Raw genomic sequence first — 21,925 nt, forward strand, 5'->3', positions numbered from 1 at the left:
CGGTGACACAACAACGGCCGCTGTCAGTTGCCTTCGCGACCGTTGCCGCAGGATAACCCCGCTACTTGAAGCTATCCATACTCAACACGTTAGATCACCGTCGAGCTTTATTCACGTCCCGCGTTTCCGTTTCCGGCGCCCATGGAACGTGCCCCCGGAACAGCAGGGTCTGTGGGAGTTGTGTTACGTGCCGGGGCCGGTGTGGCAGCCAGGACCGCCGCACCCACTACCCGGGCGCCCGCCCCGCGCAGCGCCCGCACCGTCTCCGCAATAGTGGCTCCCGTGGTCAACACGTCATCAACCACCAGGCAGTTGACTCCGGCCAGTCCTCCGGGCGGACCGGCGGTCATGGTGTTCCGGACGTTGCGCCGCCGCGCGCTGCGGCCGAGCCCCTTTTGCGGGCCGGACACGCCGGCAGGTCCTCCCCCGTGGCTCCGCAGCCAGCCGGCAGTGCCGTACCCGGCCGGTATGGACACAAGGGAAGCCACGGCACAGCCGGCCGGCAACAGCCGCCGGCGCCGGAGCCGCGCCAGCAGCAGTGCCAGCGGAAAGTAGCCGCGCCTGCGAAGCGAGCCGCCCGTGCCGGGAACCGGAACCAGCACCAGTGGAACATCCCCCGCCCTTCTGCGTGCATCCGTTACCGCCGCCTGCAGGACGCCCGCCAGGACCGGGGCCAGGAACCCGGCCAGGTCGGTGTGCCCCCGGTTCTTGAAAGCCAGGAGGGTCCGCGCGAGCCCGCCCGAATACACTCCTGCTGCCAGGACCGGCAGCGGGACAAAGAGGCCAGGACCGACGCCGGCGGGAATCTGCCTGTTCGGGTCCGCGCCATCGGCCAGGTCAGCGCCATCGGCCTCTTCCGTGTCACCGACCGGTTCCATGCCAGCGACCGGCGCTCCCGGTTCTGCGGCCGGAAGCGCATCGGCACCTTCCTGCGCGGAATAGGGATGCAGCGTGCCCCGCCGGATGCTCACCGCACAGCCCATGCACAAAGAATGATCCGGCGTTCCGCAGGCCACGCATGACACAGGTGCCAGCCCGGCGGCCAAGCCGGACACCGCCGCGGCGATCCCCTGTCCCGCCGGGGAGTAAAGCAGACGATCCAGCTGCCGGTTCCGCATCTTCATCCGTCCACAATGGGACCAGCCGGAACCGGTGAGCAGCAAAGCCGCCCGCCAGGGGACATCCACCCGGGCGTATGAGGCCATCAGGCCGCTGTGGAGGAAAACAAAGAGCGCTGCATCAGCCCGGGAAAGCCGGGTCCCGGATTCCTTCCGTCCGGAGCGTCCAGCTACTGCCGACCTTGTTGAAGATGCCCTCGGAGGTCTGGATGAAAATGTCCTCAGCGCCGTTTCCTGCGCTCAGTCCCGTAATTCCTTCCTTCGCGGACAGCAGATCAGGAACCCGTGCGGTGCTGAGGATTACCGGCGCGGCTTCCTCCGCACCGGACTGCACGGCAACCACCGTGTCCTCCGAGGCCCATTTGACCCGGTTCACGGCCCCCGCTTCCGGAGGCACCTGAAGGATCGTCGGAACCGTGAGGGAGACGGGGACTCCTTCGGATGACCGGACGACGCCGGTAATCATGACTTCACTGCGACCGTCCCGGTTCGCCGCCACCAATGCCCGGGTACCGTCGCGGGAAATCCGCAGCTCGGTCACGGTTTGCCCCTCCAGCCACGGCGCAGAAAGGACGGCCGCGGAACTCCGGTCTCCCCCGGGCGGTACCGCAAGAACCTGGGATCCGGTGCCCGTGGGTTGGGAAGTCCAGACCCACCGGCGTGGATCCACGCTGGGCGCCGTAAACCTTTCAGCCTCGGCCACCACTGCAACTTCCTGTCCGGTTCCCGTGACCAGCAGCGCGTTCTCCTGGCTGTTCAGGAAGGCGATGACCGATCCGTCCACCGACATGGCCGGATGCCGAGGGCCGTATTCCGCCACTGAGGGAATATCCCCGATCGGCTCGGGGCCGTCGGCGTAGTAGGCCAGTTCGTCCTGATAGACCACGATCTGGGTGGCTCCGGCGGATGGATCGGCCACGGCGGACTGCAGCTCACCGCTGCCCTTGCCGAGGTCTACGTCCCGCTGGTCCACTGTCATCCTCACAGCGGTGACGTTGTTGAGGCTGCGCAGGTTCTGCTCAAGCTGCAACACCATCTGTTGGCGGTTCCGGTCGCTGGAGTCCCGCAGCGATTCGTCCGCGAAATCCACGACAGCCTTTCCCGAGGCCACCGGGACCGCATCGCGTGCCAAGGCGGTTCCGGCAGGGAAGGCGCTGAGGACTGCACCCTGGAGGTACGGAGCGGGCCCGACGAGAAGTTCCTTGACAATGTTGGCGGCAATGCCGGCACGCTGAATGAACCACCGCGTATCCGGGACCCAGTACTGGTAATCACTCGAATAGAAGTAGAGGTTGTGGGCGATGAAAATCGCAGGGAAACTCGCCAGGGACACGATGATCCCGTCGGGGACGGCGCTGAGCCTCCACTGTCCCTTCACCTTTTCGAGCTGGACGGGGAATGCTTCGGTGCTGCCCTCCGGGGCGTCCGTCCGGATGCCCCGGGCATCCACGCGACCCTGCACTTCCAGCTGAATCTGGAACAGGTCCGGTTCCGGCATGGCCACGATGCGTGAGGACCGGTAAATGGTCACCCGTTCCGAGGGCGACCAGGTAGTCGCCAGCTCCGGGGCCAGGAATTGCCGGGCCACGCTGTAATCGTCTGCGGCGCCCCTGCCTGCCTCCATAAAGCCGCGGACGATGTCCTGCGGCGAGGCATCGTCAGCCGGACCTTCGGGTGAGAAAACCGCGTCCTCGCCCGTTTCCCCGTTGTTCTCCGCCGACGCCGTGCCTACCGGTCCAACGGTGGGTATCGAGGAGCAGCCGACCAGGACAAGGACGATACTGATCCACAGGACAAGCATCCTTCCGGCCCGTCCCCGCTGTGCCTTGGGCGGCACCTTCCGCTTAGTACGCATCAATATCCTCTTCCCGGGCCGGAGCCGCAGCAGTGAGCGCCCGGGGTTCGGCCACGACCTCGCGGGGAGACAGCGGCACCGGGGATGATTCAAAGCCCGCACCGTGACGGCGGGGAAGTGTCAGGCGGAAGCAGGATCCGTTTCCCGGTTCGCCCCAGGCCTCGAGCCAGCCGTTGTGAAGCCGAGTGTCTTCGGTGGCGATGGACAAGCCCAGCCCGCTGCCGCCCGTGGTGCGTGCACGTGCCGGATCCGCCCTCCAAAAGCGGTCGAAGACATGCTCGGCGTCTTCTTCGGTCATCCCGATGCCATGGTCGCGGACCGCTATGCCCACGGCGTCCTCGGAAGCTGCTATCGCAATTTCGATGGGTTCCCCCTCACCATGCTCCAACGCGTTGACCAGCAGGTTGCGCAGGATGCGTTCGATCCGGCGCGGGTCGGCATCCACAACGCAGCTCGCCTCCTTGGAGACCACAACCACCTCGGAGCCGCAGTTGTTCGCTAGCGGCTCGGTGGCGTCAATCACGTCACGGACAATATGGAAGACATCGGTGGGTTCCAAATCGAGCGCGGCGGCCCCGGCGTCGAACCGGGAAATCTCCAGCAGGTCCGCCAGCAGCGCCTGGAACCGTTCCACTTGGTGATAGAGCAGTTCCGTGGAGCGCCGGTACATCGGATCAAAGCTATCGCGTGCTTCGTAGAGCACCTCCGCGGCCATGCGCACAGTGGTGAGCGGAGTCCGCAGCTCGTGTGAGACGTCGGAAACGAACACCTGCTGCATACGCGAAAGTGTAGCCAGCTGGGTGATCTGGTCCTGGAGCGTGCCGGCCATGCGGTTGAACGACGCCGCCAGGCGTGCGACTTCATCCTCGCCCTTGACCTCCATGCGCTCCTGCAGCTCCCCTGCTGCCAGCTTCTCCGACACCGCTGCCGCATCGCTGACCGCACCCAGGCCGGCCTTGGCTACGATCCACGCGATCGTGCCGCTGATGGCAAGCAGCAGGAAGCCGGCAATCCAGAGAATCCGGTGGATGTCGTCGAGCGTTTCCTGCATCGAATGCAGGTCATAGATCAGGTAGAGGGCATATTCGGAGCTGTCCGGGGGCAGTGTGACCTTGGTGCCGAACGCAATGCCTGGCTCTCCGTTGGCGAGCTCAAGCGGAGACCAGAAAACGTAATCCGTCTCGGACGCTGTGGCATCGCTGGCAATAACGGCGTCGCTGAGGGCCACCGGAATACCGCTGGCGGTGATGGTTCCGCTGTTCACCGAGGACGTGACATACAGGGGGTCGGAGGTCGGCAACGGGGTGAGCAGATAGGTCCGCTGAGCGTCTGCACCCTGGCCTTCCAGCAACGGAAGGGTGTCCATGACCAGCCGGTCGGTGCCCTCCCGATCGCTCGCGGCGGTGTCCCGGAAGTTGTCCTTCACTTTGGACAGACCGCCCGTCGCTTCGGTCCGGAACTGGGTCAGCCGCTCTTCATAGAGGGAATCGGCAATCTGGTGGGAGAGGAAAGCACCGATCCCCGCGCCGGCGAGCGCCACCAGGAGGAGCGTGGAAACGACCGTCTTGAACTGAAGGGACCTCCGCCACTGGCGGGCGATCCGATGGAAAGTGGCGCGCCGGAAGGAATCGCGCAGATGCGCCAGGCCCTGCAGGGCCCTGTCCAATTTAGGGGATTTCCCGGCCATCCCGGCCAGGAACCCCGGCACCTTAGCTCTGACCCGCTTTGTATCCGACACCGCGCACCGTCAATACAATCTCGGGTGCTTCGGGGTCGCGTTCGATCTTTGAGCGGAGCCTCTGCACATGCACGTTCACCAGCCGCGTGTCGGCGGCGTGGCGGTATCCCCAGACCTGTTCGAGCAGCATCTCGCGGGTGAAAACCTGCCAGGGCTTGCGTGCGAGTGCCACGAGCAGGTCGAATTCCAGCGGCGTGAGGGAAACGCTGTCGCTGCCGCGGGTCACGGAGTGGCCCGCAACATCAATGGAGACTTCGCCGATCCGCAGGGTCTCCGGCGATTTCTGGTCGCCCGGGCGCAGCCGGGCACGCACCCGCGCCACCAGTTCTGCGGGCTTGAAGGGCTTGGGCACATAATCGTCGGCGCCGGATTCGAGGCCGCGCACGACGTCGGACGTGTCGGACTTGGCGGTGAGCATCACGATGGGGGTGTCGGACTCGCTGCGGATCTGCCGGCACACTTCGATGCCGTCGATGCCGGGAAGCATCAGGTCCAGCAGCACCAGATCCGGCTTGCTGTTGCGGAACACTTCAAGTGCGGAGGAACCGTCGGCACAGAACACCGGTTCAAACCCGTCGTTGCGCAGCACGATACCGATCATTTCGGCAAGTGCTTCGTCGTCGTCTACGACCAGTATGCGTGCCTTCATAACTCCCTGTTTCCGCTGCTTGACTGCCGCGCCGCTGCGCGCCCGGAGCAGCATCGGCTGCCGCTCCCCCGGCGTTAAAGCCGACTAGGTTAATCCCTATCATCCTAAGGGACACATATCCCGCCACGGCTCGCCGGGTGCTGTTTGGGCGGAGCGTCACTATAGTCGAGGTAAACAAACGCTAGTGCCTGCGGGGGAACGGCTGAGGATGAGCGAGCAAGAACACAACAACCGGAACAACAGTGGCCCGGACAGCGGACCGGAGAACAGCGCCCTGAACGACGGCGCCCCGGGGCCTGTGCCCGGATTAGCGCAACCGCCGGTAAATCCGTGGGCGCAGCAGGCACCGCCGCCGCCCGGAATACCGCAGCCGCCGGTGAACCCCTGGGCGCAGCAGCAGGGTAATCCGTGGACACAGCAACCCCCTGCACCGGGCTACGCGCCGCCGGCATCCGCCTGGGACCAGCCCAATCCCTACCGGGGAGGCCCCCTCCCCCCGCCCGGCTACACGCCGCCGCCGAAACCGGGCATCATTCCCCTGCGTCCCCTGGGACTGGGTGAAATCCTGGACGGAGCGTTCCAGGCGTGCCGCCGCAACGCGTTGGCCGCCTTCGGCAACGCGTTTGTGGTCCAGGCCGTCATAACGGTGCTGGTTATCGTATTGGGCGCGGGCTTCTTCGTCTCCGTAGACGGGTGGCTGCAGAGCGGATCGGCGGGCGGAGAAGTCACGGGTCCGGTCCTGGGGACGGCTGTGGGGGCGGTTTCGACCCTCGGCGGCCTGTCACTGGCCGGGGTCCTGATTGTCCAGGGCCTCCTGGTCCTTCCGGTGGTGCGGTCCACCCTGAACCTGCGGACCGGCTTCGGCCAGGTCTGGCGGCTGGCCCGCGGCACCCTCGGTCCGCTTGCCGGCCTCGGATTACTGATGCTGGCCGGTGCCGCCGTGGGCGTCACGGTCCTCGCCATGCTGGCTTACCTGATCATCGACACTCTCGGTCCAGCCGGGCTGCTCGTGGTGATCCCGGCCCTGTTCGCGGTGGTTGCCGCGGCTGTGTGGGTCTCGGTTAAACTCTCCCTCGCACCGGCAGCACTGGTATCGGAAGGTATCGGTGTCTTTCCTGCGATCCGGCGGTCCTGGCGCCTGACCGGGCGCAACTGGTGGCGCACCTTCGGGATCATGGCCCTGACGAGCCTGATCGTCAACATCCTGTCCCAGGTCCTTACGGTGCCGCTCTCCTTCGCCGCGAGCATGCTCACCCTGACGGAGAGCACCGTCCTCATCGGCGTCAGCGTTGTCCTGATCTTCGCCTTCACCCTGCTCCTGACCGCGGTGGCCTGTGCCTTCCAAAGTGCCGTCACGGCCCTGCTGTATATCGACCTCCGAATCCGCCGGGAAGGCTTCGACCTTGCCTTGATGAAGGATCAGGAGAATCCGCAGGCACAGGATTCCGACTTCCTGCCCGGCCGGAATGCCGTGCCCATGGCCCGGAACACGCCGTTCGGTCCCCCTGCGGGCATGAAGTAGACATGCCGTCCACAGCACGCCCATGGTCCGCCGCCGCCGGGGAAGCCCCGATCGAGCCCGATGCAGACCAGGCACGGGACTGGGCGCGCGACGAGTTGTCCAAGCGCGTGTACGAGGATGCCCAACCCGGCCTGCTAGACCGGTTCTGGGCTCGGGTCGGCAAGTGGCTGAACGAGTTGTTCGAGGATGCGGATGGGCTCGGCGCGGGTCCCGGAGTCCTGATACTGGTCCTGGCCGCCGTCGTGCTGGTGGCCGTCGCAATTCTCGTGATTCGCCCCCGGTTGAATGCGTCCGTGAAGAAGCGGACCGAGGTCTTCGCCCACGACGTCGTGGAACGGGCAACCGACCACCGTATCCGCGGAGAGCAGGCCGCCGCGGAGCACCGCTGGAATGACGCCCTTGCCGAGTCTTTCCGTGCGATGGTCCGCTCGGCGGAGGAACGGTTCATCTTCGATGCCCGGCCGGCCCGAACGGCAGCCGAAGCCGGCACCCGGCTGGCCGCCGCCTTCCCGGACCACCGCCCGGAGATCACGTGGATCCAGCAGCGGTTCGATGAGGTGCTCTACGGTAAGGGGGTTGCCGCGGAACCGGATTACGAACGCGCAGCCGCCCTTGATACGGCTTTGGAAGCAGCCCGACCGGCAACTCCGGCATCGGCGGAGCCTTCGTCCCTGGCGGTGCCGAAGTGAGCCGGGTTGCCAGTGAAGCGGCGCCCGCCGGCAGCATCGATGCTTCGGGAAGCGGCAATGAGGAGTCAGGGCCGCCCGGGGCCCGCAGCCGCTTCGCGGCCTGGCTGCGCCGGCACCGGGTCCCGCTTCTGCTTCTGCTGCTGCTCGGCGCAGTTGCGATTGCTTCGGTCTGGGGACGTGCTGACCACGACACCACTGCGCTCTCCCCCGCCAACCCTGCACCGGACGGAGCCATGGCCGCCGCCGAAATCCTGGCGGACCAGGGAGTGGACGTACAGCACCACCAGACGATGGCGGAAGCGCAGGCCGCCCTGGAGGACAATCCCGGGGCGACTTTGCTGTTCCTTGATCCCGCAGGCTTCCTCACCGGTGAACAACGCCAGGACCTCGCCGACGCTGCCGGACGGGTAGTGCTCGTGGAACCGTCCTTTGAGCAGCTGGCGGATTTCGCCCCCCAGATCCGTTCCGCCGGGCTCCTTCCCGAGGAGCCCGACAGTCACCGGCTCGACGCCGGCTGCAGCAACGAGGATGCCGAGGCGGCCGGTGCCATTGAAGCCGGCGGGAAAACCTACCGGGGGCCGGTCACCTGTTTCCCGGCTCCGGGCAGCGAGGGCAGCGACGCTGCAGGTTCCTATGCGGCGACCCCGGGCGGATCCGCCGTGGTGCTGGGCAGCGCGGACCTGATCGCCAACGAAAGCGTTGCCCGCGAGGGCAACGCCGCCCTGGCGTTTCGAACGCTCGGCTCGGACGAAACACTGGTCTGGTACCAGGCCGGCCCCTTCGACGTTCCCCCTTCGGAAGGGCCTGCCGATCCCTTCTCCTTACTGCCCGCATGGGTGAATCCGCTCCTGTTCTGGCTCCTGCTGGTCGCCGGGGCGGCTGCTTTCTGGCGGGGCCGCAGGCTCGGCCCCCTGATGGAGGAACCCATGCCCGTTATCGTCCATGCGGCTGAGACCGCTGAGGGCCGGGCCCGCCTGTACCAGGACAGCCAGGCTGTAGCCCATGCTGCCGCCACCCTGCGTGCGGCGGCCTTGACCCGGCTGGCGGCACACCTGCGGGTGGGCCCGGGAGCCGGCGTTGACGCGGTCACGCGTGCGACGGCGAACGCATCCGGCCGCAGCTATACCGAGACTGACCACCTGCTCAACCAGCGACTGCCCGGAACCGGCGCAGAACTCGTGCGCTGGGCCCAGGACCTGAAAGACCTAGAGGAAGAGGCCACTTCATCATGAGCCAGCAGTACGAGCCCTACGCACCCGCAGCCTCCGGAGCCGCCAACGGCACCGCGCCGGCGCCTCCCCCGTCCCCGGGAGCGGACCCTGTGCGGGAAGCCCTGGCGCAGGTCCGGCGTGAGGTTGCCAAGGCGGTGGTGGGGCAGGACGCGGCCGTGACGGGCTTGATCATTGCCCTGCTGGCCAAGGGGCATGTGCTCCTGGAGGGTGTGCCCGGCGTAGCCAAGACGCTGCTGGTGCGAAGCCTTTCCGCGGCACTGGACCTGGATACGAAGCGCGTCCAGTTCACCCCCGACCTCATGCCCGGCGACGTCACCGGCTCACTGATCTACGACAACCGTTCCTCCGAGTTCTCCTTCCGGGAGGGACCGGTGTTCACCAACATCTTGCTCGCGGATGAAATCAACCGCACGCCGCCCAAGACGCAGGCGTCCCTGCTGGAAGCAATGGAAGAACGCCAGGTAACCGTGGACGGCGTCACCCGTCCCCTGCCCGAACCGTTCATTGTTGCGGCAACCCAGAACCCGGTGGAGTACGAGGGAACGTACCCGCTCCCCGAAGCCCAGCTCGACCGGTTCCTGCTCAAGATGACACTTGACCTGCCCCTCCGGGAGGACGAGATCGAAGTGATCCGCCGGCACAGCGGCGGCTTCGATCCGCGGAACCTCGCTGCCGCCGGTGTCCGACCCGTCGCGTCGGCCCGGGACCTGGAACTGGCACGCGAGGCAGTGGCCAGGGTAACCGTTGCGCCCGAGGTCCTCGCCTACATAGTGGACCTCGTCCGGGCGACGCGGTCGGCGCCGTCGTTCCAGCTCGGGGTGTCCCCCCGCGGGGCCACTGCCCTCCTGAATACTGCGCGGGCCTGGGCCTGGCTCTCGGGGCGGGCCTTCGTGACTCCCGACGACGTCAAGGCACTCACCCTTCCCGCCCTGCGGCACCGCGTGGCGCTTCGGCCCGAGGCCCAGATGGACGGGGTCAACGTGGACGATGTGCTGGGAAGCATCCTCGCCACAGTGCCGGTTCCCCGGTAACGCCGATGGCTGTTTCGGGCCGCTTTGTCCTGCTGGCGCTCCTGGGCTCCGTAGCCGTGGTGCTTTATCCCGGCGCCGTCTCGATCCTGCTCTGGCTGGCCTTCCTGGCCGCCGCTGCCGGACTGGACCTGCTGCTGGCTGCCCCCGTGCGGCGGCTCCGCGTGGAGCGGCGCCTGCCGGACAGCGTGCGGCTGAGCGAAACGACGGCGGGAACCCTGGTGGTCCGCAATGACGCCAAAGCCCGGCTGCGGGCCGTGGTCCGGGACGGATGGCAGCCTTCCGCCGGTGCCCGCAACCCGCAGCAGCGCCTGGCCGTTCCGGCCGGTGAAGCCCGGACCATGGACGTGGTGCTGGAACCTGCCCGCCGCGGGATCCTGAAAAGCGGACATGTGGCGGTCCGCAGTTTCGGGCCTTTCGGGCTCGCGGCCCGCCAGCGGACGCTGCCTGTGCCCGGAGAAATCCGGGTGCTTCCTCCCTTCCATGCCAAGCGGCACCTGCCCTCGAAACTGCGCAGGCTAAGGGAGCTGGACGGGAACGCCTCGGTGCAGCTGCGCGGAGCCGGGACCGAATTCGACTCGCTGCGCGAATATGTGCGGGGCGACGACGTCCGCTCCATTGACTGGCGGGCCACCGCCCGGCGACAGGACACCGTGGTGCGGACCTGGCGGCCCGAACGCGACCGCCGGGTGGTCATTGCCCTGGACACCTCCCGGACGTCCGCCGCCCGGATCGAGGACGAACCCCGCCTGGACACCGGCATTGAAGCTACCCTGCTCCTGGCCGTGCTTGCCCGCAGCGGCGGCGACCGGGTGGACTTCCTGGCCTTCGACCGGCGGATCCGGGCGCGCGTGGACTCCGGCGGCAAGGAAAACCTGCTGAGCCGGCTCGTCACTGCCGCGGCACCGCTGGAACCGGAACTCATCGAAGCGGACTTCACCCTGCTTCCCGGGGCCGTGCACGCCGTGTCCGCACGCCGCTCCCTGGTCGTCCTGATCACCGCACTGGATTCCGGAGCTGTTGAGGAGGGGCTGGTGCAGGTCCTGCCCCGGCTGCTGGAAAAGCACGTGGTCGTGGTTGCCTCCGTGCGGGATCCCGGCCTGGACGAGCTGCGTTCCGGCGGAGGTACGACGCCGGCAGTCTTCCGTGCCGCGGCAGCCGAGCGGGCCCTCCTGGACCGGGCTGCGGTCAGCGCGCAGCTGCGGTCGATGGGAGCGGAAGTTGTGGATGAGCCGCCGCACGAGCTGGCTCCGAAACTTGCGGATATGTATCTCCGCCTCAAGGCCGCCGGAAGGCTGTAGCCGTGGACTCGGTGTACCAGCAGGTCCTCGGAGCAGGGTTCCTCCGCCTGCAGCCCCAGCTGCAGGCGTATTTCAGCCTTGGCCCGGGCAGCGGCCGGTTCGGTGAAGGAACCGGCGTTTTTCTCCGTGCCGGTTGTCCGCGGCCCTGGCTGCGTCCGCTGCTGCCGCTGGTTCCGGTGTCCAACGCCTTTTTCCCGGAGTACGGGACCTCCGTCCCCTTCTCCATCCGCAACTATCCGCACCTCGACCCGTGGGGCCGGCCGGCCCTGACTGCGGTCCGCCGCTTTGATTACCCGGGCCGCCAGCGGACCTTCGAGGACACCACGGTGCTGACCGGGCCCGGAGTCCTGACGGACTATCTGGGCCGACGCCGCAACCTGGCCACGAACCTGCTGCTGCGGGTTTCGGACGACGGCCATCTGCACATGAATTCCCCGGGAAGCCGGCTGTTCCTCGGTCCGCTGCGGCTGCCCCTGCCGGACTTCGCCGGTGCCGACGCCCAGGTGGAACAGTGGTGGGATACACAGCAGGATCAGTTCCGGATCCGCACCCGGGTCATCCAGCGGCAGGTCGGCACGGTTTTCGAGTACGACGGCGCGTTCAGCTACGCCTGCCGCGATTTCGACGGCGGCCTGCCTGCCGACGTCGAACCGGCACACTGGGAGCGCCGGACCTAGGCCGGCGCGGACTTAGGCCCCGGGCAGGTTTACCCCTCGGCTGCCACCTGGTCCAGTGCAGACGCCGTCTGTGTGAGGCGGGCCAGGACTTTCCGGGCCGCTGCCGGTGAAATATCGGCCAGTCCGGCGGCAGGTGTCAGGCGAAGCGCCGGCAGGTCTTGTTGCGAGAGCCCCAGTTTCCGCCAGGGCCTCAGCACCCGTTCCACGAGGTCCGTGACCTGGGGCAGTGCGGCTCCGTCGGCGGGAACCGGAAGGATGCCGAGCCAGATCCGGCGTCCGCCTTCAACGGCTTCGGCGATGCCTTCCCAGTCACGGGCGTCCAGCCCGTCGGCGGCGAGGGCCGCGCCCTGCGCTCCGGCACCGACGGCAAGCTCGAACGGTGACTGCGTGCCGGTCCGCAGCGGTCCGAATCCCTCCGCACGGGGCAGGGTGAAGACAGTGTCCGCGCCGACGGCTTCGATTGCCTCGCGGACCTGCTGCCAGGCGCTGGATACCTCCGAAGACGGCACGGAACGCAGTGTGCGGTAGCCGCTGGCGGTGGGGATCCCGCCGGCCAGGACGGCGGCGACGTCGGGCTCGTCGACCTGCACAGTGATCCGTGCGCCCGGTGCCGACGACGACGCGCGCGCCACATAGTCGCCCACGCCGGCGGTGAAGGACTGGAGAATGTCCCGGCGGGCACCGGCGTCGGACAACGCCCGTTCGCCGTTGTGCAGATAAAGGTTCGCGGCGAGCGAGAGCGGTCCGCGGACGGAGATCTTCAACGCTTCGCCCGTGCGTTCTTCGGTTCCGACGACGTCGGCAAGTGCGTTCAGGTCCTGGGTCAGGAGGGACGCCGCGCGGCGGTGGTCCTTGCCCGGGCGCTCCACCAGGCGCCAGCCGTGCGGCTGGACATCCACGAAAAGGTCCACGAGCAGGGCAGCGCTCCGTCCGAGCGCGTCCGCCCCCGGTCCGCGCTGCGGCAGTTCGACCAGGAAGGGCAGGTGCGGGTCCCCCAGCTCGCCTCGGACTACCCGGCTCGATTCGACCGGATCAGTCCCCGGCCAGCTGCCGAGCGCCGTGGCCGTGACCATGCCGTTTCGTGCTTCGGGTCGGGCGGGCTGTTCCGGAGGAACCGCTTCCCCGCGCCGGTCCTCAGGCCTCCGGGTCATCTGTTCCGCCGTTGCGGGTCTGCGAGATCGCCTGATGGTGGCGGATCACTTCGCTGATGATGAAGTTCAGGAATTTCTCCGCGAAGGCGGGGTCCAGGTGCGCGTCCGCGGCCAGGCGGCGCAGGCGTGCAATCTGCGCCACTTCCCGTCCCGGGTCCGCCGGCGGCAAGTGGTGCTCCGCCTTCAGATGGCCCACCCGCTGGGTCGCTTTGAAGCGTTCGGCAAGAAGGTACACGAGAGTGGCGTCGATGTTGTCGATGCTGCTGCGCATGGCAAGCAGCTCTTCCATGACGTCCTCGGCAACCTTCCCGGAGAGGGAACTTGCCCGCGGATCGAACTCATGGTCCGGTGATTCGCTCATTGGTCCTGTCTGGCTCATTGGTCCAGTTTAGGTGGAGCGGCTCCCGGCCCGGAGCAGATTACGCCCGGCTTCGCCGAGGCGCCGCGCCGGTACCGGGAAACGGTCGTGAAACCAGGGCTTTACGAAACCGCTGCGGGGTCCCATTCAAGGGAACGTGCCGAGTCGATGGTGGCCTGTCCCAGCACGCGGGTTCCCTGGTAAAGCACCATGGACTGGCCGGGGGCAACCCCGCGCATGGGTTCGGCCAGCCGGACCACAAGCTCTTCACGTGTTGCTCCGGTGGCCTCGTCGGCTACGTCTTCCATCCAGCCGGTGGCTGCCACGGGGTCGCCGTGGGCGCGGACCTGGACCTTGCAGTCGAAGGTGGTCCGGGCGGCGATCTCGGGGATCGGCAGTCCGGCCCAGGAAATCTTGATGCCGCGCATCTGGTCGATGTTCAGCAGCTGCTCGGGTCCGACCACGACCTTGTTTTCCTTCGGCCGGATTTCCAGGACGAAGCGGGGCTTGCCGTCCGCGGCCGGCGTGCCGAGCTTCAGTCCGCGCCGCTGGCCCACGGTGAACGCGTTCGCGCCGGGGTGGGTCCCGAGCTTCTCCCCCGTCTCATCCACGATGTCGCCCTCGGTCATGTCGATGCGCTCTTCGAGCCAGCCGCGGGTATCACCGTCGGGAATGAAGCAGATGTCGTGGCTGTCGGGCTTGTTCGCCACGGAAAGGCCGCGGCGTTCGGCTTCGGCCCGCACTTCGGCCTTGGACGGGGTTTCGGCCAGCGGGAACATGCAGTGGCGCAGCTGCTCCTCCGTGAGCACGCCCAGAACGTAGGACTGGTCCTTGGCCCAGTCCGCGGCTCGGTGCAGCTCCGGGTTGCCCTCGGCGTTCGTGATCACCTTGGCGTAGTGGCCGGTGCACACGGCGTCGAAGCCCAGCGCCAGCGCCTTTTCCAGCAGGGCGGCGAACTTGATCCGTTCGTTGCAGCGCATGCAGGGATTGGGGGTGCGGCCGGCGGCGTATTCGGCCACGAAGTCGTCCACCACGTCTTCCTTGAACCGCTCGGAGAAGTCCCAGACGTAGTACGGAATACCGAGGATGTCGCAGGCGCGCCAGGCGTCGCGGGAGTCTTCGATGGTGCAGCAGCCGCGGCTGCCGGTGCGCAGGGTGCCCGGCATCCGGGACAGCGCAAGGTGGACGCCGACGACGTCGTGTCCAGCCTCGACTGCCCGTGCCGCGGCCACGGCGGAATCGACTCCGCCACTCATTGCTGCCAAAACCTTCATGAAGTAAAACCTGTTCCTGCTGTTTGGATGCTGCTTACGTGTCCGGCCATGCCGGCCTTCTTGGCCCGCTCATACGCTTCGGGAAGTGCCTGCAACAAAGTGTCAACGTCTTCGGCGGTGGTTGTATGCCCGAGGCTGAACCGTTGGGCGCCGCGTGCCTCGGTTTCGGTGAGTCCCATCGCCAGGAGGACGTGCGAGGGCCTCGGGACGCCGGCTGTGCAGGCAGACCCCGTTGAGGACTCCACTCCGGCCAGGTCCAGCAGGAAAAGCAGTGAATCGCCCTCGCAGCCGGGGAACGTGAAGTGGGCGTTGCCCGGCAGCCGGCGCGCGCCGCCGTCGTCGTCCCGGGCTCCCCGCAGGACTGCCTCGGGAATGGCCCGTTCGACGCCGGTGATGAGGTAGTCCCGGAGCGTGCGCAGGCGTTCGGACTCGTCCGTCAGGTGCTCGGCTGCGTCCTGCGCTGCCGCGGCGAACGCTGCGATTCCCGCGGTGTCCAGGGTGCCGGAGCGGATGTCCCGTTCCTGTCCGCCGCCGTGCTGGACCGGCGTGAGCTTGACGGCGCGGCCCACGACCAGTGCACCCACTCCCACCGGGCCACCGATCTTGTGGGCGCTGAGCGCCATCGTGTCCAAACCTGCGGATCGGAAGCCGATCGGCAGCGCGCCGAAAGCCTGGACCGCGTCCGAATGGACAGGGACACCGTATTCGTGGGCCAGGGAGGCGATGGCCCGGATGTCCTGGACGGTACCGACCTCGTTGTTGGCCCACATGGCGGTGAGCAGGGCCGTGCTGTCTGCGTTGGCAACGAGTTCCCGGCGGATGGCTTCGAGGGAAATGACGCCGTCGTGATCCACCGGGATCCACACCGGCACCGCGCCTTCATGTTTCTCCAGCCATTCGACGGCGTCCAGCACGGCATGGTGTTCAATGCCGGAGACCAGGATGCGGTTGCGTGCCGGGTCGGCATCGCGCCGGGCCCAGAAAAGACCCTTGATGGCCAGGTTGTCCGCTTCGGTACCGCCGGAGGTGAAAATGATCTCCGAGGGATGGCAGCCTGCGGCGGCGGCCAGGACTTCCCTGGAGTCCTCCACAACCATCCGGGCGCGTCGGCCCGAACCGTGCAGGGACGAAGGGTTGCCGCTGCGGCTGAGTTCTGAGGTGAGTGCGGCGAGGGCCGAAGCCGAAATCGGCGTGGTCGCCGCGTGATCTAGATACACGGGCACCAGCTAATTCTAGCGGTCATGACGGCTCCTGCCGATTCGGGCGGCTGGGACTTTCCTGACGTTCCCGCGGCGTGCCCGGCCTCACTCCGCAACAGTTTCCTGACCGGCGCCGGTCCGTCGTGGCAGAATGGCCGCGATGGAGCCTCTGCACACGGATTCCCGACCCTTCGCCCCCCGCTTTTGCCCGGGCGAGCCCATGGAGCGGGCCGCTTTTCTGTCGGAACTGGCCGCCGTTTTGCTTCCACTGCGACCCGATTCGCGGCTCCTGGTCGCGATCGACGGCGTTGACGGCGCCGGTAAGACGACGTTCGCCGACGAGCTTGCGGGTGTTCTCGGCGGCGCCGGCGACGGCCCTCAACGCCGGATCCTGCGGGTCACCATTGACGCCTTCCACAATGTGCGCAGCGTCCGGTACCGGCGCGGACGCAGGTCTCCGGAAGGTTTTTGGCGGGATTCCTACAACCTGGAACAGTTCACGGAGTACGCCCTGGAGCCCCTGGCTTCGGGTGCCGCCTGGTTTCGGAACCAAGGTCATGACCTTGCAACGGATGCGGTGCTGGATCCTGAGCCGGTTATGGCCGCAAAGGACGCGGTAGTACTTATCGATGGGCTTTTCCTGCACCGGGAGGAGCTCAGGAACTTTTGGGACTTCTCCGTGTTCCTCGCTGTGCCGTTCGAAGTGACGGCTTCACGCATGGCGGCCAGGGACGGCACCGGGGCGGGGGCCCGGCAGGCCGGCGCCGCGAATCCGGGCGAGGAGCGGTATGTCGGCGGGCAACGGCTCTATTTCGCGGCGGAAGACCCCGCTGCCCGGGCGGACCTGGTGCTGGACAACAGCCGGGCGGGCACGCTGCGGGTGATCAACGGGAGCGACGCCGGCTACCGGAAGCGCGGGTGACCGCACGTTTGGAAAGCTCCTTACGGACGGCCATCCGGGACACTCGTTGGCGCGGAAAATTCGTCGGCCCGAATAGCCCTTCCCCTCCCAGCCGCGGTGCAGGGACGACCGGTAGACTTGCCTGACGCAGCCGGACCAGCCGCCCGAGAGGAACCGCTTTGAGCCCGTCAGACCCGACCCTCTATGAGGTCTTAGGCCTGACCCGCGCGGCATCGGCGGTCGAAATCAAGACCGCCTACCGGAAGGCAGCCCGGAACGCCCATCCGGACCAGGGCGGCACGAGCGAGAGCTTCCATCGGGTCACGGAAGCTTACCGGGTGCTTTCCGATCCGCGGCTAAAGGCCGCTTACGATCGCCGGTTCGGCCAGGGCACGGACGCGGGCAGCACCGGCGCCGCTGCCGGCACCAGCTCCGGCAGCCCGGCCAGCCGGGCCGCGGGAACCCGGTCCGCGCCGGAAAGGACCATGGCAGACCTGGACCGGCCACCGGTGTTTGTCCCGGATTTCTCCCCGAAGGATCCTCCCCTCATCCCCCTGGCCCTGGCCGGACAGCAGGTCCACGGCGCGCCGCGCCGTCCCGGTTTCTTCGCGCGGATCGGCTCCAACGCCGCGGGACGCTTCGACGCCGAAAACCGGACCATCCACCTGCTGGAACGCGATTTGCTCCAGGACTACCCGGCCGCGCGCCTGGTCAACGGCCTCCATATTCCGGACACAGGACCGCGCGGCGGCAACCTAGATGTCAGCCACGTGCTGCTGGGCGGCTACCGCATGGCAGTCCTGGGTTCGCTGATGGCCTCGCCCGGCAACTACCGGTGGGACGGACAGCATCTGCTGCACCGCGGCCGGGAGGTGTCCACCCTGCGGCTGGCCGATGCGGTGCGCACCCTCCAGTCCCGCTTTCCGGAGTGCAATGCCACGGGCTGGCTTGTCCTCCACAGCCCCAACGGCAATCCTTTCGAGCCCATCGTCGATTACCCGCCGAGGCTGAGCCGCTCAGCACCTGCGACCCTGCATGTCGCCAACCCCGGCGGCCTGCTGCGGGAACTGCGTAGGTTCTTTGCCGAAGGCCCCTCGCCTAACACCGTCCAGCTGCCGGTACTGGCGCCGTTGATCGACGCGTCCACCCGTTGACCGATGCGTTGGGGCCCCGGCGCCGGGCATAGGATGTATTCGTGTTCCGTATCCTCTTCCATTCCCCTGAAATCCCCGGCAACACCGGAAATGCCATTCGCCTTGCCGCCATCACGGGGGCCGAGCTCCACCTGGTTGAGCCCCTCGGCTTCAGCCTGGAGGATTCCAAACTTCGGCGCGCAGGCCTGGATTACCACGACCTCGCCGTCCTGCATGTCCATGCAAGCCTGCAGGACGCCTGGGAAGCCCTGAAACCCGAACGCGTATACGCCTTCACCTCGGACGGTGACACTTCCTACACGGATATCGAGTATCGTGCCGGAGACGTCCTGATGTTCGGCCGCGAGTCGGTCGGACTTTCGGACGAGGTGAAGAAGGACCCGCATGTCACCGCCCGGGTACGGCTGCCCATGCTGCCCACCCTGCGCTCCCTGAACCTTGCAAATTCAGCCTCCATAGCCGTTTACGAAGCCTGGCGCCAGCACGGCTTCGCCGGTGCCCAGCTCTAGCGAAGGATTCTTCCCATGCCTGAACTCCACATCGGCAACGCGTTCGACGACGGCGCCGCCGACTTCGAGCGGCTCGCGCCGTCGCTCTGGAATCCCATGGGAAATGCGCTCGTGGCCGCGGCGGACATCACGCTCGGCGACCGGGTCCTGGACGCAGGCTGCGGCACCGGTGCCACCACCATCCCGGCCGCGCAGTTCGCCGGTCCCGACGGCGTCGTCGACGGGGTGGACCTCAGCGCAGAGATGCTTGCCCTGACCCAGGCCAAGGCAGACACCCTCTCGCTCAACAATGTCCACCTTGCACAGGCCGACCTCACCTCGTGGCAGGCCGAGGCACCCTATGACGCGGTGGTCTGCGCCTACTCCCTGTTCTTCCTTCCGGAAATGGATGCCGGCGCCGCCCACCTCGTGTCGCTGCTTCGCAGCGGCGGGCGCTTCGCCCTCAGCACATGGGCCGAAGGATCCTGGGAGCCGTTCAGGGAACTGCTGTGGAAAGCCTGCCTGCAGGAACGGCCCGACCTTGAGGCCCTCCCCCAGTCGGGAGCCGAAAACGCCCAGCGGCTTCAGACGCCGGAGCAGCTCACCTCTTGGCTCGAATCCCTCGGCCTGGCCGAAATCACCGTGGTCCCCACGCCCGGACAGGTCCAGCTCAGCCCGTCCCTCGCCTGGTCGCTGGTGCTCGGCGGCGGCTACCGGATGCTGCTGCCCGAAGACCCGGCAGCCGTGGACCGGGTCCGGACCGCGTTCCTGGCCGAACTCGGCGACGACTTTGCACTGAATACCGACACCCTGATCGCCACGGCCGTCCGCCCGTAAACCAGGCAACGGCAGGCCCGCCGTCCACTGGAGGGACGGCGGGCAGGGCAGGGACAAGCGGCAGTAGCTGCGGCGGCTAGAATCCGGCGATGGTCTCCGGGGTGTTCACGCCTACGGCATGGAATGTTTCCGCGCTGACTCCCTCAGCCAGGCCGTGCCGGCGGGCGTTGTCCTGCAGGAACCGCCGGACCGAGGCGTCCATGCCCTCGATGTCCGGATGCTGGCTCGCATGGACCCGGATGGCGGCAAGCTTGACGTCTACCGTGGAACTGACGTCCACGGCAGTGTTCTCCCGCTCCCGCGGCGCACCGTAAAACCACAGCCACGGCACCTTGTACGCTTCCAGCCCCTGTTCCGCGAGCTCCGGATAGGCGAAGGGATTCTCAGCGGCCGGGTACACGGCCCGAGTCACTATTTCGCCGCAGGCCAGATGGTCGGGGTGGCTCGCCTGGAGGCGGTCCCAGTTCCGCTCGGGGTGCATGGACAGCACGACGTCGGGACGCACGCGCCGGATCTGCTCCACCACGCGGGCGATCACCGAGTGGTTGGCTTCCAAGTAGCCGTCCCGCTCCCCCAGAAACACTATGTCCTGCACTCCCACCTGCCGGGCGGCTTCCCGCTGTTCCCCGCTCCGCAGGGCAGTAACGCCGGAGCGGTCCGTAGGATCGAAGCCCCCGGCATCACCGGAGGTCATGATGCAGTAGGTGATTTCCGTGCCCTCGCGTGCCCAGCGGGCCAGGGTGCCGGCGGCACCGAAATCGATGTCGTCCGGATGAGCTGCGAAGGCCAGGACCCGGGCAGGGGCCGACGTCGGGAACATGTCAGGCCCTGCGCTTCCGGATCTCTTCGGCGGCCTGGGGCAGCACGGAGAACACATCGCCGACAATGCCGAAGTCCGCGATCTCGAACACCGGTGCATCGGCGTCCTTGTTGACCGCGACGATCACCTTGGCGGTCTGCATACCGGCCTTCTGCTGGATGGCGCCGGAAATGCCGGCGGAAATGTACAACTGCGGGGAGACGGTCTTGCCGGTCTGTCCCACCTGGGCGGAATGTTCAATCCAGCCCGCGTCCGTGGCCGCACGGGAAGCGCCCACCGCTCCGCCGAGGAGGTCCGCGAGTTCCTCCACGGGACCGAAGTTCCCGTCCATGCCGCGTCCGCCCGCAACGATCACCCGCGCCTCGGCCAGTTCGGGACGTCCGCTCACGCGCTTGCCGGAGCGGCCGGTGACCCGTGCGGCAGGACCGGTTTCCGAGAGCGGAACCTCGACCCGCTGCGGAGCCGCGGCTGACGGATCGGCCGGTGCGGGCTCGATACTGTTGGCTTTCACGGTGATGATGGGTGTGCCGGTGCGTACCCGGCAGGTCGAGGTGTAGGACCCGGCCAGCACCGACTTGGTGACGGCAAGGTCCGGCGCCACCGCAACGGCGTCAGTGATGACGCCGGAGCCGAGCTTGATTCCGGCGCGGGCGGCAATCTCGCGGTCCTCGAAGGAGTTGCCCAGCAGGATCGCGGCGGGCTGCTCGCTCTTGGCGGCATCCGCCAGGAAGGCGGCCTTCGCGGCCACCAGGACGGTGTCCAGTTCCCCGGCCGGCTCGTAAACCTTCACGGCGCCGTGGGAGGCAAGTGCTTCGAGCATGGCCGGATCCACGCGGTGGGCGGCAGCCACCGCGGGTTCCCCCACCGTGGCGGCAAGGGTCAGCAGTTCGCGGGCAGCCCGCGGCAGGGGAAGGGCTGGGACATCGAGAAAAACCAGGACGGACGCCATGGTGCGCTCCTTAGGACGTAGGCGGCGGCGCCTGCGAAGCGCCGGTTCAAGCAGGAGAAGTCTTAGATCAGTTTCTGCGCGGCAAGGTAGTCCACCAGCTGCACGCCGGCGGTGCCGTCGTCGGTGATGATGGTTCCCTGCGAGCGCGGCGGCCGCGGAGCGGAGGCGGCTACTGCCGTCCAGGCGCCGTCGTGCCCCACCTGCGCCGGGTCCACTCCGATCTCGGCGAGTGTCAGCACCGTAACGGGTTTCTTCTTCGCTGCCATGATGCCCTTGAAGTTCGGATAGCGGGGACTGTTGGCCTGGTCCGTCACCGATACCAGGGCCGGCAGCGGCGCCTCAACGGTTTCGGTGAAGGAGTCACCGTCGCGGCGCGCCTTCACAACCGGGGCGCCGTCGACGTCCACTACGTCGAGTTCGGAAGCAAAGGTCACCTGTGCCAGCTGCAGCCTTTCGGCGAGCTGCGCGGGAACCAGCGAGGTCTCACCGTCCGTGGAGGCCATGCCCGTGATGACCAGGTCCACCGGCCCCTGGGATTCAGCGATGGTGCGTACCGCAGCGGCAAGAGCCAGCGAGGTGCCGGCTGCATCGGAACCGGCCAGGGCGTCGTCGGCCAGGTGCACGCCTGCATAGGCGCCGATCTGCAGGGACTTCTTCACCGCGTTCACTGCTGCCGCCGGGCCCATGGCCAGGGCAGTCACCCGGTTCCCGGCGCTCTCCCCGCCGCGGGCCTCGGCCAGCTGCAGTGCCGCCTCAAGGGCGTACTCGTCCAGTTCGGAGAGGATGCTCTCGGCGCGGTTCAAGGTATGCCCGGGGCCGGTGAGGTGCCGGTCAAACTGCGCGTCGGGGACATGCTTTACCAAGACAACAATGTTCAGCGGATGGGTGGCTGACTCCTGCATTCCGGCCTTTCCGATAGGAAAATCGTTTCCCGGCGGCCTGGAGATCCTCCCGCCGACGCGCGCCGCCAAGGAGCGGCGCGTTT

General features: G+C 67.5%; 21 protein-coding genes. 10 read left to right on the forward strand and 11 right to left on the reverse strand.

What is annotated here, in order from left to right; genetic code table 11:
• Positions 1 to 107: 107 nt before the first annotated feature.
• From N2K99_RS11830 to mtrA, 4 genes are read right to left on the reverse strand one after another with little or no spacing between them, the layout of a single operon-like run.
• On the reverse strand, positions 108 to 1,205 hold the full coding sequence (locus N2K99_RS11830) for a ComF family protein (RefSeq protein ID WP_227933125.1): 1,098 nt from the start codon (positions 1,203 to 1,205) through the stop codon (positions 108 to 110).
• Between the two features lie 34 nt (positions 1,206 to 1,239).
• Positions 1,240 to 2,973 (reverse strand): LpqB family beta-propeller domain-containing protein, encoded by a 1,734-nt coding sequence (locus tag N2K99_RS11835; RefSeq protein ID WP_227918369.1) that lies wholly within the window; start codon positions 2,971 to 2,973, stop codon positions 1,240 to 1,242.
• Positions 2,963 to 4,639, reverse strand: a complete 1,677-nt coding sequence (gene mtrB, locus N2K99_RS11840; protein ID WP_227918370.1) for an MtrAB system histidine kinase MtrB — start codon at positions 4,637 to 4,639, stop codon at positions 2,963 to 2,965. The genes N2K99_RS11835 and mtrB overlap by 11 nt, the downstream gene beginning before the upstream one ends.
• A gap of 43 nt (positions 4,640 to 4,682) precedes the next feature.
• A complete protein-coding gene (gene mtrA, locus N2K99_RS11845) occupies positions 4,683 to 5,360 on the reverse strand; it encodes an MtrAB system response regulator MtrA (protein WP_227918371.1) in 678 nt (225 codons plus the stop codon).
• A 208-nt stretch (positions 5,361 to 5,568) separates the two neighbouring features.
• Here mtrA and N2K99_RS11850 point away from each other — a divergent pair, with 208 nt between their 5' ends.
• From N2K99_RS11850 to N2K99_RS11875, 6 genes are read left to right on the forward strand one after another with little or no spacing between them, the layout of a single operon-like run.
• On the forward strand, positions 5,569 to 6,882 hold the full coding sequence (locus tag N2K99_RS11850; protein WP_227933124.1) for a hypothetical protein: 1,314 nt from the start codon (positions 5,569 to 5,571) through the stop codon (positions 6,880 to 6,882).
• Positions 6,883 to 6,884: 2 nt separating this feature from the next.
• The gene (locus N2K99_RS11855; RefSeq protein ID WP_227933123.1) at positions 6,885 to 7,571 is read left to right on the forward strand and encodes a DUF4129 domain-containing protein; all 687 of its coding nucleotides are present in this window, start codon (positions 6,885 to 6,887) and stop codon (positions 7,569 to 7,571) included.
• On the forward strand, positions 7,568 to 8,803 hold the full coding sequence (locus tag N2K99_RS11860; RefSeq protein WP_227933122.1) for a DUF4350 domain-containing protein: 1,236 nt from the start codon (positions 7,568 to 7,570) through the stop codon (positions 8,801 to 8,803). The genes N2K99_RS11855 and N2K99_RS11860 overlap by 4 nt, the downstream gene beginning before the upstream one ends.
• Complete coding sequence (locus N2K99_RS11865) at positions 8,800 to 9,834, forward strand: MoxR family ATPase (RefSeq protein ID WP_227933121.1); 1,035 nt, start codon at positions 8,800 to 8,802, stop codon at positions 9,832 to 9,834. Before N2K99_RS11860 ends, N2K99_RS11865 begins: the two co-directional genes overlap by 4 nt.
• A gap of 5 nt (positions 9,835 to 9,839) precedes the next feature.
• Positions 9,840 to 11,132 carry a DUF58 domain-containing protein gene (locus tag N2K99_RS11870; RefSeq protein WP_227933120.1) on the forward strand — a complete coding sequence of 431 codons (1,293 nt, stop codon included), beginning with the start codon at positions 9,840 to 9,842 and terminating at the stop codon, positions 11,130 to 11,132.
• 2 nt (positions 11,133 to 11,134) lie between these two features.
• The gene (locus N2K99_RS11875) at positions 11,135 to 11,809 is read left to right on the forward strand and encodes a DUF4166 domain-containing protein (protein ID WP_227933119.1); all 675 of its coding nucleotides are present in this window, start codon (positions 11,135 to 11,137) and stop codon (positions 11,807 to 11,809) included.
• 29 nt (positions 11,810 to 11,838) lie between these two features.
• Here the strand turns inward: N2K99_RS11875 and N2K99_RS11880 are convergent, their stop codons facing one another.
• The 4 genes from N2K99_RS11880 to N2K99_RS11895 form a co-directional block, all read right to left on the reverse strand.
• Positions 11,839 to 12,960, reverse strand: coding sequence for a hypothetical protein (locus N2K99_RS11880; protein ID WP_308036347.1), 1,122 nt, complete (start codon positions 12,958 to 12,960; stop codon positions 11,839 to 11,841).
• Positions 12,944 to 13,321 (reverse strand): chorismate mutase, encoded by a 378-nt coding sequence (locus tag N2K99_RS11885; RefSeq protein WP_227933118.1) that lies wholly within the window; start codon positions 13,319 to 13,321, stop codon positions 12,944 to 12,946. Before N2K99_RS11885 ends, N2K99_RS11880 begins: the two co-directional genes overlap by 17 nt.
• 119 nt (positions 13,322 to 13,440) lie before the next feature.
• Positions 13,441 to 14,592: a tRNA 2-thiouridine(34) synthase MnmA gene (mnmA, locus tag N2K99_RS11890; RefSeq protein WP_227933117.1), complete on the reverse strand. Its 1,152-nt coding sequence runs from the start codon at positions 14,590 to 14,592 to the stop codon at positions 13,441 to 13,443.
• Positions 14,589 to 15,815: a cysteine desulfurase family protein gene (locus N2K99_RS11895; protein ID WP_227918380.1), complete on the reverse strand. Its 1,227-nt coding sequence runs from the start codon at positions 15,813 to 15,815 to the stop codon at positions 14,589 to 14,591. Before N2K99_RS11895 ends, mnmA begins: the two co-directional genes overlap by 4 nt.
• 136 nt (positions 15,816 to 15,951) lie before the next feature.
• On the opposite strand from N2K99_RS11895, the gene N2K99_RS11900 reads away from it, so the two are divergent.
• From N2K99_RS11900 to N2K99_RS11915, 4 genes are all read left to right on the forward strand, one after another.
• The gene (locus N2K99_RS11900) at positions 15,952 to 16,713 is read left to right on the forward strand and encodes a uridine kinase (protein ID WP_227933116.1); all 762 of its coding nucleotides are present in this window, start codon (positions 15,952 to 15,954) and stop codon (positions 16,711 to 16,713) included.
• 158 nt (positions 16,714 to 16,871) lie between these two features.
• Complete coding sequence (locus tag N2K99_RS11905; protein ID WP_227933115.1) at positions 16,872 to 17,846, forward strand: J domain-containing protein; 975 nt, start codon at positions 16,872 to 16,874, stop codon at positions 17,844 to 17,846.
• 41 nt (positions 17,847 to 17,887) lie between these two features.
• Positions 17,888 to 18,355 carry a tRNA (cytidine(34)-2'-O)-methyltransferase gene (locus tag N2K99_RS11910; protein WP_227918382.1) on the forward strand — a complete coding sequence of 156 codons (468 nt, stop codon included), beginning with the start codon at positions 17,888 to 17,890 and terminating at the stop codon, positions 18,353 to 18,355.
• A gap of 15 nt (positions 18,356 to 18,370) precedes the next feature.
• Entirely contained in the window at positions 18,371 to 19,171 is an 801-nt protein-coding gene (locus N2K99_RS11915) for a class I SAM-dependent methyltransferase (RefSeq protein ID WP_227918383.1), read from the forward strand.
• A 76-nt stretch (positions 19,172 to 19,247) separates the two neighbouring features.
• On the opposite strand, the gene N2K99_RS11920 is transcribed toward N2K99_RS11915, so the two are convergent.
• The 3 genes from N2K99_RS11920 to N2K99_RS11930 all read right to left on the reverse strand — a co-directional run bounded on the left by N2K99_RS11920 (position 19,248) and on the right by N2K99_RS11930 (position 21,842).
• Complete coding sequence (locus tag N2K99_RS11920; protein ID WP_227918384.1) at positions 19,248 to 19,991, reverse strand: PIG-L deacetylase family protein; 744 nt, start codon at positions 19,989 to 19,991, stop codon at positions 19,248 to 19,250.
• Position 19,992: 1 nt separating this feature from the next.
• Positions 19,993 to 20,940 carry an electron transfer flavoprotein subunit alpha/FixB family protein gene (locus tag N2K99_RS11925; protein WP_227918385.1) on the reverse strand — a complete coding sequence of 316 codons (948 nt, stop codon included), beginning with the start codon at positions 20,938 to 20,940 and terminating at the stop codon, positions 19,993 to 19,995.
• Between the two features lie 62 nt (positions 20,941 to 21,002).
• The gene (locus N2K99_RS11930; protein ID WP_227918386.1) at positions 21,003 to 21,842 is read right to left on the reverse strand and encodes an electron transfer flavoprotein subunit beta/FixA family protein; all 840 of its coding nucleotides are present in this window, start codon (positions 21,840 to 21,842) and stop codon (positions 21,003 to 21,005) included.
• Positions 21,843 to 21,925: the final 83 nt, after the last annotated feature.

Source organism: Arthrobacter sp. zg-Y1110 (assembly GCF_025244865.1).
Lineage (GTDB): Bacteria > Actinomycetota > Actinomycetes > Actinomycetales > Micrococcaceae > Arthrobacter_B.